The organism is Lysinibacillus sp. EB271-A1-10B (assembly GCF_058791335.1).
Genome location: NZ_JBYTDL010000002.1, coordinates 244159 through 256563 on the forward strand (window position 1 = coordinate 244159; position 12405 = coordinate 256563).

The following is a 12405-nucleotide window of genomic DNA, read 5'->3' on the forward strand; positions in this document are numbered from 1 at the left end:
GAAAAAAATGAGAACTATGCTCGTTATACTCACTGCGGCAGTTATTGGCTTAGGGGCATATAGCATTAATATGCACGGAAAAAATGCAAGTTTACAACGTACTGTGCTAGCTCAGTACACGGATAATTTAACGGATGCATCTGAGAAATTATCGCATCTACAAAGAGCTGTTTCACAATCTCTATTGTTTCGAGATGATCAAGCGATTCACAATGAGTTAGATTCTGTTTGGCGACTAAGCTCTGACGTTCGATCTTCTATGTCGAATATTCCTATCGGGCAAGAAATGTCGAACGACTGGCTAAGTTACCTAGGGCGCCTAGGAGATGAGGCTAAGAAAACATCTAAAACAGGTGATTACCAAGCTTGGCGAGAAAAAATGCCACAAGTCTCTACAAATTTACAATCACTTTCAGATGAGTGGTCAGCTGCAACAGTAGATTTTTATAAAAATAACGGTAAAATGGATGTCTGGTTACGACAAGTAGATACGAAGAACCCTAATACAACATTTGATAATGTACAAAAGACATTAAAGGATTACGGCGAAAAAGATTTCCCACTTACATTAAGTGAATCGGATTGGCAGAAAAAAATAGAGCTTAAAGCATTACAAGACTCAGTCATTACTGAAAAAGAAGCATTGGAAAAAGTAAAACAATTATTCCCTATCATAAAAGATGCAACATTTACTGTTACAAAAAGTAGCGATACTGCACCATATCCGTTTTATCACATCCAATTCCACCAAGGCATTCGTTTAGGATATGTCGATCTAACAGAAAAGGGAGGGCATTTAATTTCCTACTTAGTGGAACGTCCGGTAGATGAAGCTAGGGTATCGCAGGATGAAATTATGAAAAAAGCTGAAGAATATGTAAAGCGACTTGGAATGAATGACGTTGCGTTTGTGGAAACTCGTGAAAATCATCAAGCATGGCATGTGACATTTGCGCGGGTTCACCCTGGTGATAATGCATTGGTTTATGCGGATGGGGTGCAATTAAAACTTGCTAAGGATACAGGCGAGTTACTTGGTGCAAATGCGATGGAATATATTCAGGAAGAGACGATTAAGCAACAAACAGCAAAACCAATTGATTGGAAAACTTTCTTTGATGCCGACGTGAAAGTAGAAGAAGTAAGAAAAATTTATACAGATAATGGTCAATTTGAACAGCGCCTTTGTTATGAGGTAATTGCGGTACGTGATAAAAATACGCAAGAAACGTTCAGAATTGTTATTGACGCAGAAAATCACAATGTTTTGAAAGTGGAATATTTAACGTAACATAAGAAAAAACTACCAGTTTTTATATAGCCAGAATGGGCATCTCATGCGATAATAAAGTATATTTGTGTTCGAGGAGATGCTCATGGAAATAAAAATTGGTACTCAATTAGAACTTGAACCAACTTATACAGAGAGTGTTGAAAAATTTCGCTGTAAAGTTGTAGAACAAACTGAAAATATTATTTACATCGATTATCCAATAAATGTTGCCACAAACAAAACAGCTTTTTTAATAGATGGATCTGAGTTTAGAGCAACTTTTCGCACGGATGATAAGCAATCATTTGCTTTTAGTACTGAAGTGGTTGGGCGTAAAGCTGGTAACATTCCTATGATTATGTTGCATTGTCCAATGGAAGATGACTTTATTAAAATTCAGCGTCGTGAATATGTACGTGTGGAAACGCCTGTAGATATAGCGATACAGTTTCAAGATGCCAAATATCAGCTAGTAACAACGGATATTAGCGCAGGTGGTCTGGCAGTTCTCTTGAAAGGGGCAATTAAATTTCAAGCTGGTGATGATGTTCAGTTAACAATCGTTTTACCATATGCCAACGGAGATGTTAAATACGTGATTACGGATGCGACGGTTGTTCGTATATTCGAAAAAGATGCCCAAAAAATGGCCACTATACAACTATCAGATACTGATGATGTAGACCAACAGCATATTGTTCGTTTCTGCTTTGAACGTCAGTTAGTGAATCGTCGTAAAGAAATAAATCCTTTTGATGATTGATTTTTTCGCTTATTAATTGATCAGTGAGATGAATGCAGATTTAAGTTGCTTTTCAGCGGATGTCCAAAAACCCGCTGAAATAGAGGAACTCGGTCTAAGAACGCCACGTCCTGTGGCATTTTTACCGAAATGACCGATATCAGTCGTCCCTCGTGCAGGACAAATCACAAAGTAGATTCTGGACGCAATTATGCCGAGGAATAATTGATAGGAAGTTTACACACCTTCAACTCGAGTAGTAATTAGATTTTAGAAAGCCCTCTCCTTGAAGAGGGCTTTTTTATGATACAATATGGTGTGATAGAAAGTAGGGGGAAATATGAAGAAAAACATTCAAATTGCGATTGACGGACCTGCTGGCGCTGGGAAAAGCACAATCGCAAAAATCGTTGCAGAGGCACTTAAATTTACTTATATCGATACAGGTGCTATGTATCGTGCTGTCACGTATAAAGCAATGCAACAAAACATACATTTAGATGATGAAACAAAATTAGCAGAAATGCTTGCATCTAGCACAATTGACTTAAAGCCTTCTTCTCAAGGACAATTAGTCTTTTTAGATGGAAAGAATGTTTCTGCTGAAATTCGATCAAATGAGGTAACTTCATCTGTTTCACAAGTAGCAGCTCATGCTAAAATACGCGAACTATTAGTAAAGCAGCAACAAAAGCTTGCAGCTAATGGCGGTGTAGTGATGGATGGGCGCGATATTGCTACACATGTATTAAAAAATGCAGAACTAAAAATATTTATGTCTGCAACTGTAGAAGAGAGAGCAAGACGTCGTTTTATTGACAATCAAAAGCGAGGAATTGAATCTACCGTTGAAAAGCTTCAAGAAGAAATTGCCCTGCGCGATAAAATGGATAGCGAGCGTGAAGCATCACCACTAATTCAAGCAGAAGATGCCATATTTTTAGACACGACAGCATTGTCAATTGATGATGCAGCACAGGCCATTTTAAAATTAGCGCAAGAAAAAATGCTGTAAATCCAAAAATTTCAGACATTTTTTGAATTTAAAGGATTTATTTTTGTCTTTGTCTTCAATATCGAATAAAATAGTAAGGGAAGATGCGAAGGAGGGTTACATATGTCTGAAGAAATGAACAATGTAGAACAAACGTTTAACGAAGGTGATATCGTCAAGGGTATTGCTGAGCAGGTTGATGAAAAAGCGGTAACTGTTTCAATCCCAGGTGCACCATTTGACGGTATTGTACCGATAAGTGAGTTATCAAGCTTACACATTGAAAAAGCGTCTGACGCCATCTCTGTCGGAGATGAGTTGGAATTGATGATTACAAAAGTTGAAGAAGAAAACTATGTATTATCAAAACGTAAAGTAGATGCTTTAAAAGCATGGGATACACTCGAGCAAAAATTCAACGCTGAGGAAATTTTCGAAGCGGAAGTAAAAGATATTGTTAAGGGTGGTCTTGTCGTAGATTTAGGAGTACGTGGCTTCGTTCCAGCATCCCTAGTAGAAGACTACTTTGTTGATGATTTTGAAGACTATAAAGGTAAGTCTCTTAACTTTAAAATTGTTGAGCTTGATAAAGAAAAAAATCGCTTGATTTTATCACATCGTGCTGTAGTGGAAGCTGAAAAAGCTTCTCAAAAGAAAGATGTTATTAACCAAATTAAAACTGGCGATGTTTTAGACGGTAAAGTACAGCGTATTGCATCATTTGGTGCCTTTATTGACCTTGGTGGTATTGATGGCCTTGTGCATATTTCACAAGTGTCTCATGAGCATGTGAGTGATGTGAGTGAGGTTTTATCAGAAGGACAAGAGGTGAAGGTGAAAGTCCTTTCTGTAGACCCAGCAAATGAGCGTATTTCGTTATCTATTAAAGAAACGATTCCTGGTCCTTGGTCGAACATTGAAGAGCGTGCAGCTAAAGGTACAGTGTTAGATGGAAAAGTAAAACGTCTTACTTCTTTCGGAGCATTTGTGGAAGTTTTCCCAGGTGTAGAAGGTTTAGTGCATATTTCGCAAATCGCGCATAAGCACATTAATACGCCTCATGAAGCTTTAAAAGAAGGACAAGAGGTACAGGTGAAAGTGCTTGACGTAAATGCTGAAGATGGCCGCTTAGCATTAAGCATTAAAGATTTACTTGAAAATCCTGAGGCAGAGGAAGTAATCGACTATGAATTACCAGAAGAAAACACAGGTTTCTCTTTCGGTGATGTCATTGGCGATAAGCTGAAAAACTTTAAATAAACATGACAAGCGAGGATACAGTTTGTGTCCTCGCTTTTTTATGGAGGAAATGGCTAGAAAAGCCAAAGCGACGGAAAGAACAATCAAAGTAAAACGGATACAATAAATCAGACTCGAAGATGATTACATCACATCGAACATTCAAATAGCTCAGCCGAAATGATATAAAAATTTCTAAATAGACGGAAAGAACGGTACATAGCGCGCACATTCATGGATATGATATGATATAATGGCATTTTTCGTGTATAATAGCGAAAGACAAGAAGTTGGAAGGATGAACTACAGATGACGAAACCAGTAGTAGCCATCGTAGGTCGTCCGAACGTAGGTAAGTCGACGATTTTTAATCGTATCGTTGGAGAACGTGTTTCGATTGTGGAAGATATTCCAGGCGTTACACGCGACCGTATTTATAGTTCGGCAGAGTGGTTAACACATGACTTTAATATTATTGATACAGGTGGTATTGAGATTGGGGACGAGCCGTTTTTAGAACAAATTCGTCAACAAGCGGAAATCGCCATTGATGAAGCGGACGTTATTATCTTTATGACGAATGGTCGTGAAGGTGTAACAGCTGCTGATGAGCAAGTAGCTAAAATTTTATACAAAACAAAAAAACCGGTCGTTTTAGCAGTTAATAAAATTGATAACCCGGACATGCGCGAAATGATTTATGATTTCTATGCGCTTGGCTTTGGTGAGCCTTGGCCAATTTCTGGTTCTCACGGCTTAGGCTTAGGGGATTTATTGGACGAATGTGCTAATCATTTCCCTAATGAAGATGAAGAGCAATATGGAGACGAGGTTATTAAATTCTCGTTAATTGGTCGTCCAAATGTGGGGAAATCTTCATTAGTAAATGCATTTTTAGGCCAAGATCGCGTTATTGTGAGTAATATCGCGGGGACTACTCGAGATGCTATTGACACGCCGTATGAGTATGATGATCAGGAATATGTCATTATTGATACGGCAGGTATGCGAAAAAAAGGGAAAGTATACGAAACGACAGAGAAATACTCTGTATTGCGTGCGTTACGAGCAATTGAACGCTCTGATGTTGTTTTAGTCGTTCTAAATGTGGAAGAAGGTATTCAAGAACAAGATAAAAAAATTGCAGGCTACGCGCATGAAGCAGGAAAAGCTGTTGTCATCGTAGTTAATAAATGGGATGCTATTGAAAAAGACGAAAAAACAATGAACGTCTTTACACAACAAATTCGTGAGCATTTCTTATTCTTAGACTATGCACCGATTATTTTTGTATCGGCTAATACAAAGCAGCGTGTACATCAAATTTTACCGATTATACAACGTGTAAGTGAAAACCACGCAATGCGAATTCAATCATCTATCCTTAATGAGGTGATTGAGGATTCTGTAGCACGTAACCCTGCACCAACTGATAAAGGCCGCCGTCTTCGCATCTACTATGCTACCCAAGTTGCGATCCAGCCCCCGACGTTTGTGGTGTTTGTTAATGAACCAGAGCTAATGCATTTCTCTTATGAACGATTTTTAGAAAACCGTATCCGAGAAACATTTGATTTTGAAGGAACGCCAATTCGATTAATTACCCGTGCACGTGCTTAGGAAAAATATACACATACAATACGCCAGCCCGACAATATTGTTGGGTGGCGTCTTTTTACAAGAGAGGAAAGTATAATTTTCTCTAGCATTTTTCGTAACTAATAAGAGTGAATTGTCTTTTCTTAACAAGGGAGGATTTTGAATGGAAAAAGTTTGTGTGTTAGGGGCAGGCTCGTGGGGGACAGCACTTGCGATGGTACTTGCAGAAAATGGGCATGATACACTTCTTTGGACTCATCGAACAGATCAAGCTGAAGAAATTAACAACCTGCATACTAATAGAAAGTATTTGCCTGAAACTGTACTGCCGACAAATTTGTATGCGACAAGTGATATTGCTAAGGCAGTTGACCATTCGGAAACAATTATCGTAGCAGTGCCAACTAAGGCTATTCGAGAAGTATGTGAAAAAATGTGCGTAACACTCGATAAAAAAATACTGTTTGTGCATGTATCGAAGGGAATTGAACCCGATACATTAAAACGAATTTCGGAAATTTTAGAAGAAAGTCTACCTGCAAAATTTGTAGAAGAAGTTGTTGTACTTTCGGGTCCAAGTCATGCAGAGGAAGTTGTCTTACACCACCCGACAACGGTCACAGCAGCTTGTGCAAACATTGAAGCCGCAGAAAAAGTGCAAGATTTATTTATGAATCAATATTTCCGTGTCTACACAAGCAAAGATGTGATTGGCGTAGAAATAGGTGGCGCATTAAAAAACGTAATAGCATTAGCGGCAGGTATTTCAGACGGCTTAAATTATGGTGATAATGCCAAAGCGGCACTTATTACTCGAGGTTTAGCTGAAATTTCACGTCTTGGTGTTGAAATGGGAGGGAATCCATTCACATTTTCAGGACTTTCAGGCATGGGGGACTTAATTGTAACATGTACAAGTGTACACTCTCGTAATTGGCGCGCAGGTAATTTATTGGGGCAAGGAATGAAACTACCAGAGGTACTCGATCAAATGGGCATGGTTGTTGAGGGAGTACGCACAACAAAAGCGGCCTATCAGCTAGCAGAGAAATATAACGTTGCTATGCCGATCACAGCGGAGCTTTATAGTGTTCTATTTAATACTATCGAACCTAAAATAGCGGTTGATACATTAATGATGCGTATGAAAAAGCGAGAAATCGATGACATGATATACTAAATTAATGAAAATGGATAAATAAGGTTAATCGACATACCTAATCTATTTGATTAGTTATGTCATAAAATGGACATAAATAAGGTGTCTCAGAGAATATCTGAGACGCCTTATTGTGTGCTTTTAATTAATTATTTAATAAAGGTTGTCCATTTAACTTCTAGAAAAAGTCTCCTACCTCTATAGGCGGTGGTATGATGCGGTCTTTAAGCTGCTTTTCAGCGGGTATCCAAACACCCGCTGACATAAAGGAACTCAGTCTAAGAAACGCCACGTCCTGTGGCAATGACTGAGTGTCCAACATCATGTTGTTGCTGACGCTTCGCTTTCGCACAGGCAAAAACCTTTGCTGACGCTTGTTAGCACTGCGCTTTCGCACAGAAAACATTTGTTGGCCCAAAGCCGATTACGGACACAATTATGCCGAGGTATAATTGATTGATAGTTATTGGACAACTATTTCTTTTTAGTGAAAGCACATAGTATAATATATTTTGATTGTTTCGTGACGTTGTAGAAAGGTGGTTGTTTTAAATGGGTCCGTTAGCACATTTACCTGCGCTTGATGTAATGTGGGTATCGTTTTATTGTATTGGCTTTTTGATTATATCTATAGGTTTAATTTATCTCGGTCGTAATAAGATTTCGAACGTTTTTTTACGTACAATCGTAAATTTAATTGCATACATACTGTTTGGACTTGGCACATTTTTAATGGTTCTAATTGTAGCCACATGGCCAGCATAAAAATGATGAGGTGGAAGTGACATGAAAAAACTAAGTGCTTTTCTTTTGGTAATTGTAACCGCTGTACTTCTAGTAGGTTGTGCATATCCAGAAGACGAGAAAAGGGCAAAAGTAGTGCCGGATGCTGATAATTTAGCTGCGGTTCAGCGTGCGGTTGATGAATATCGTGAAGCAACTGGTGGACTAGTTCCAATTAAAAATAGCGAGTTAGATACAGATATATATATAAAATATTTAATTGATTTTGAAAAACTAATGCCTAAATATCTTGCGCAAATTCCTGGGAACGCCTATGAAAAGGGTGGGATTTTCCAGTATATTATTTGGGATCCTGAGAATGAAGCTAAAGTAAAATTGGTAGATTTAAATGCCGCAGAGCGAATTCGTGAAATTAATATTCGCAAACTTTCAACCGAATATTTACCAATAAAGGGTGTAGATTCTGATAATGTATTTAAAATTAACTTTGAAAAATTGGGCTATAAAACAGAAGTAACTGTGAAGAGCCCCTATTCTGGTACCGAATTACCAATATTTATGACAGGCGATGGCGAAATGCATGTCGACTATTCAGTTGATTTAGGGCAACTACTAAAAGAAGATAAGCCTGATGTAAAACCTGGAGATGATATTCGTCAGCTACTTATCGATAAATATCCAGTAGTGCCAGCTTATTCTTTACCATATACAGTAGATGAAAAAGGTGAGCCGATTTATTATATGGACGCCTATAATAGTGACGCAAAAAAAGCTAGAGAAAAATTAATTCAAGAGTATGAATCCAAAAATAAAAAAGATTAGTCAATAAGCTCCTTACATTTGTAAGGGGCTTTTCATATTTATCTAACCGCTCGCATATAGTGAAAAAGCGTAGATAAAGGAGGCAGAAACCTTGAGTGAAGCAGTATTTAGAGAAATTGCAGAGCGCACAAATGGCGATGTTTATATTGGTGTTGTCGGTCCAGTACGTGTAGGTAAATCAACATTTGTAAAAAAGGTTATGGAATCGGTCGTGTTACCAAATATTGTGGATGATACAGAAAGAATGCGAGCACAAGACGAGTTGCCACAAAGCTCGCCGGGGCCAGTCATTATGACTGCTGAGCCGAAGTTTGTGCCTGCCCAAGCAACACGTATTGCGGTCGGTGAAGATGAAATGACATTCCAAATTCGTTTAGCAGATTGCGTTGGTTATGTCATTGACGGTACAAAGGGCTATGAGGATGAAAATGGTCCGAAATTTGTGCATACACCTTGGCATACAGAGCCTATCCCTTTCCAAGAAGCGGCGAAAATAGGTACGGATAAAGTAATTCGTGACCATGCCAATATTGGAATTGTTGTAACAACAGATGGCACGGTCAATGGTATAAGTCGTCGTGCGGCAGAGAAGGCTGAAGAGGAAATCGTAGAGCAATTAATGGATATTGGAAAACCTTTTGTTATTGTATTAAATTGCCAAATGCCGGCGCGGGAGGAAACGGTGCAGCTCCGAAATGAGTTATTTGAGCGCTATAATGTTCCAGTAATTGCTATTTCGATTGATCAAATGCGCGCATCTGATATTCAGTATATTTTGCAAGAAGCATTATTTGAATTTCCAATTCGAACAATTGAGGTGGAAAAACCAGATTGGTTAGATGTTTTAGATGCAACACACCCATTAAATGTTGCACTAATCGATTCGATGGAAGAAGTGCTGTCATCTATTATGAAAATTAGAGACGTGCAGCAGGCGTCAGATGCTTTTAAAGCTATTGATTTTATTGATCAAAGTGAAGTGGTACATGTGGATGCTGGTATTGGAACTGCAGTCATTCGAGTATCATTACAAGGCGAGCTATATAAGTCGGTGTGTAATGAATGGCTAGATGAACCAATTGAGACGAAGCGTGATTGGCTACTCTTTATTAAAGAGGCGGCAGAAGCAAAAGAGGCACAAAAACGCTTTAAAACTGCTATTAGTCAAGCAGATTCGACTGGTTATGGTGTAACATTGCCGATGATGCAGGAGTTTGAGCCAACAGCTCCAGAACTCATTAAACAAAATAATTTTTATGGTGTGCGTATGAAGGCAAAAGCGCCATCATATCATATTATTCGTGTAGATATGGAATCCGAATTCGCGCCACTAATAGGCTCAGAATTCCATAGTCAACAATTGCTTAAGGATTTAAATCATGCTTATTTACATGATCGTGAAGCTTTATGGAACACGCAGCTTTTTGGAACTCCATTACATGAAGTGTTAAAAGAAGGAATACGCTATAAAATGGATGCAGTTCCAAATACAGCTAAAAAACGGATGCGACAAACAATTGAACGTATGGTGAACGAAGGCGATAGAGGATTAGTTACATTTATTTTGTAGTGATAAAAAGAAAAATAAAGCGCAAAAAAATACTACAGGTCTTTTCGTTTTTATGCGAAAAGTCCTGTTATTTTTGTTTTTTGGGTGAAAAACTAATTTTTTGGTTATAATCATGAATGAATACAGTTGCGTAGCGGTTTTCTATGTGTTAATCTTTTTACAGAATTGGTTCATGACCCTTTGAGAGGAGGTGAATGGTGTGAATAAAACAGAATTAGTAAACTCTGTTGCTGAAGCTGCAGGTCTTTCTAAAAAAGACGCTTCTAAAGCAGTTGAAGCTGTATTTGATACAATTCAAGATGCTCTTGCAAAGGGTGACAAAGTACAATTAATTGGTTTTGGTAACTTTGAAGTACGTGAACGTGCGGCTCGTAAAGGTCGTAACCCACAAACTGGTAAAGAAATCGAAATCGCTGCTAGCAAAGTACCTGCTTTCAAACCAGGTAAAGCGCTTAAAGATGCTGTAAAATAATACACGTCTAGTAGTTACATAGAGCAGTCTTCATGTATACGAACATGGAGGCTGCTCTTTTTAACTTATTTCAGCGAGTGTTGCATAGTTAACTGTACATAGAAAGATGACATAAACGTCAGTGTAAGCAATATAGATTTCCTATGCAAAATTTAGGTATATCGATGAAAGTCGAGATTTATTTTTGAAACTTGTAGATATATTTAGTTGGTTGGGGTGGAGATAGGGCATCTCCATTAGAGGGTCACCGTCACTGGAACGCTAGCGAGTAGGGGACGAATGCTAAAATCATCATATTTGTCATGACCTTTCGCAGAATAAAACTGTCACCACGACTCCTCAAGAAAGAAGCGCCCTGTTGGGATGGTCAGCCTGACGTCCTTGTGATGAGCTAAAATTTACAAAATATACTACTGATTAGTAAGTGTGAAGTAGCGATTTTGCTTATATAGTGTTGAATTTCTTTTGAATCAAGTAAGTCATTTTGCGCTTACCTTTTGGATATGCTACGATGCATAAGGAAATGTGTAATGTATTGATACGCAGGAGGGTTTTTACGGATGTCGAATGTTGATTTATTGAAAATAGAAGAAGCAGTAAAAATGATATTAGAGGCGGTAGGCGAAGATGTAAATCGTGAAGGTTTACTCGATACACCAAAACGTGTAGCAAAAATGTATGCAGAAATGTTTAGTGGCTTACATGAAGACGCAAAAGATTATTTTAAAACAGTGTTTCATGAAGACCATGAGGAATTAGTACTTGTAAAGGACATTCCATTTTATTCGATGTGTGAGCATCATCTAGTACCTTTTTACGGAAAAGCGCATGTCGCATACATACCAAACGATGGCATTGTTGCTGGACTAAGTAAATTAGGACGCGCAGTAGAAACTATTGCTCGTCGTCCGCAATTACAAGAACGTATTACCTCTTCAGTAGCAGAGACAATTATGGAAATGCTCTCTCCGAAAGGTGTTTATGTAGTGATTGAGGCGGAGCATATGTGCATGACGATGCGAGGGCTTAAGAAGCCGGGATCTAAAACTGTGACATCGGTTGCACGTGGTATTTACGAAGAAGATGAAGTAAAACGTAGAGAAGTTTTATCATTTATTCAAATGTCTTAATATGCATGTCTAATTATGTTATGATGGACTAAGAATTTGTCGGATTTAAGGAGTGTAAAGACAATGTCACAAGATTATATTGTTATTCAAGCAGAGGAAGATGGCGTGCATGTAATCGGTTTAACGCGAGGTACAGATACAAAGTTCCATCATTCTGAAAAATTAGATGCAGGCGAAGTTATGATTGCTCAATTTACTGAACATACATCTGCAGTGAAAATTCGTGGAAAAGCACAGATTCATACAGCTCATGGTGTTATAAATAGCGAATCGAAAAAGTAATGAAGAACAATGATAGGCAAAAGTGCTTTAAAAATGGTTTTGTGTTGATGGCAAATTAGTGATGCACATATAAATCGACTAAATGTGTAAAACTGTTTTTAACTTCTTTCAGCAGATGTTTTTTGTAGCGAAAGCAAAGCGTCAGCTTCAAATGTCTTTTGGAGAAAGTGCAACGGCAGGTACAGAAACGTTAAAGCTTCCGGCGGATGCCATGGAATCGGAATGGAGTTCAATACAGGCTGTTAGCCCTAAGGTCATCGTATTCATGTGATAACGGCTAACTGGCCTGCATCGGTAAAAAACCACGCCCTGTGGTATTACCGAAATGATCGACATCGTGTTGGACCTCGTGCAGGACTAAGTACAAAGCCGATTCTGG

Annotated in this window: 13 protein-coding genes; all 13 read left to right on the top strand. The window is 38.4% G+C overall.

The window, feature by feature from the left end:
* Positions 1-7: 7 nt before the first annotated feature.
* On the top strand, positions 8-1291 hold the full coding sequence (locus tag AC3WSK_RS04280) for a PepSY1/2 domain-containing protein (RefSeq protein ID WP_079559897.1): 1284 nt from the start codon (positions 8-10) through the stop codon (positions 1289-1291).
* An 85-nt stretch (positions 1292-1376) separates the two neighbouring features.
* A complete protein-coding gene (locus AC3WSK_RS04285; protein ID WP_492412634.1) occupies positions 1377-2036 on the top strand; it encodes a flagellar brake protein in 660 nt (219 codons plus the stop codon).
* 319 nt (positions 2037-2355) lie between these two features.
* Complete coding sequence (cmk, locus tag AC3WSK_RS04290) at positions 2356-3030, top strand: (d)CMP kinase (protein WP_079559899.1); 675 nt, start codon at positions 2356-2358, stop codon at positions 3028-3030.
* 102 nt (positions 3031-3132) lie between these two features.
* Positions 3133-4269: a 30S ribosomal protein S1 gene (gene rpsA, locus AC3WSK_RS04295; RefSeq protein WP_079559900.1), complete on the top strand. Its 1137-nt coding sequence runs from the start codon at positions 3133-3135 to the stop codon at positions 4267-4269.
* A gap of 288 nt (positions 4270-4557) precedes the next feature.
* Positions 4558-5868, top strand: coding sequence for a ribosome biogenesis GTPase Der (der, locus tag AC3WSK_RS04300; protein WP_079559901.1), 1311 nt, complete (start codon positions 4558-4560; stop codon positions 5866-5868).
* 142 nt (positions 5869-6010) lie between these two features.
* Positions 6011-7027 (top strand): NAD(P)H-dependent glycerol-3-phosphate dehydrogenase, encoded by a 1017-nt coding sequence (locus AC3WSK_RS04305; RefSeq protein WP_079559902.1) that lies wholly within the window; start codon positions 6011-6013, stop codon positions 7025-7027.
* A 531-nt stretch (positions 7028-7558) separates the two neighbouring features.
* Entirely contained in the window at positions 7559-7771 is a 213-nt protein-coding gene (locus AC3WSK_RS04310; RefSeq protein WP_079559903.1) for a DUF2768 domain-containing protein, read from the top strand.
* Positions 7772-7792: 21 nt separating this feature from the next.
* Positions 7793-8572 carry a YphF family lipoprotein gene (locus AC3WSK_RS04315; RefSeq protein WP_079559904.1) on the top strand — a complete coding sequence of 260 codons (780 nt, stop codon included), beginning with the start codon at positions 7793-7795 and terminating at the stop codon, positions 8570-8572.
* A gap of 91 nt (positions 8573-8663) precedes the next feature.
* A complete protein-coding gene (gene spoIVA / locus AC3WSK_RS04320) occupies positions 8664-10142 on the top strand; it encodes a stage IV sporulation protein A (protein ID WP_079559905.1) in 1479 nt (492 codons plus the stop codon).
* Between the two features lie 199 nt (positions 10143-10341).
* Positions 10342-10614, top strand: coding sequence for an HU family DNA-binding protein (locus tag AC3WSK_RS04325; RefSeq protein WP_004232618.1), 273 nt, complete (start codon positions 10342-10344; stop codon positions 10612-10614).
* 560 nt (positions 10615-11174) lie between these two features.
* Complete coding sequence (gene folE / locus AC3WSK_RS04330) at positions 11175-11744, top strand: GTP cyclohydrolase I FolE (RefSeq protein ID WP_079559906.1); 570 nt, start codon at positions 11175-11177, stop codon at positions 11742-11744.
* 63 nt (positions 11745-11807) lie between these two features.
* Complete coding sequence (mtrB, locus tag AC3WSK_RS04335; RefSeq protein WP_079559907.1) at positions 11808-12026, top strand: trp RNA-binding attenuation protein MtrB; 219 nt, start codon at positions 11808-11810, stop codon at positions 12024-12026.
* A gap of 82 nt (positions 12027-12108) precedes the next feature.
* Positions 12109-12297 (top strand): hypothetical protein, encoded by a 189-nt coding sequence (locus AC3WSK_RS04340; RefSeq protein WP_079559908.1) that lies wholly within the window; start codon positions 12109-12111, stop codon positions 12295-12297.
* Positions 12298-12405 lie beyond the last annotated feature (108 nt).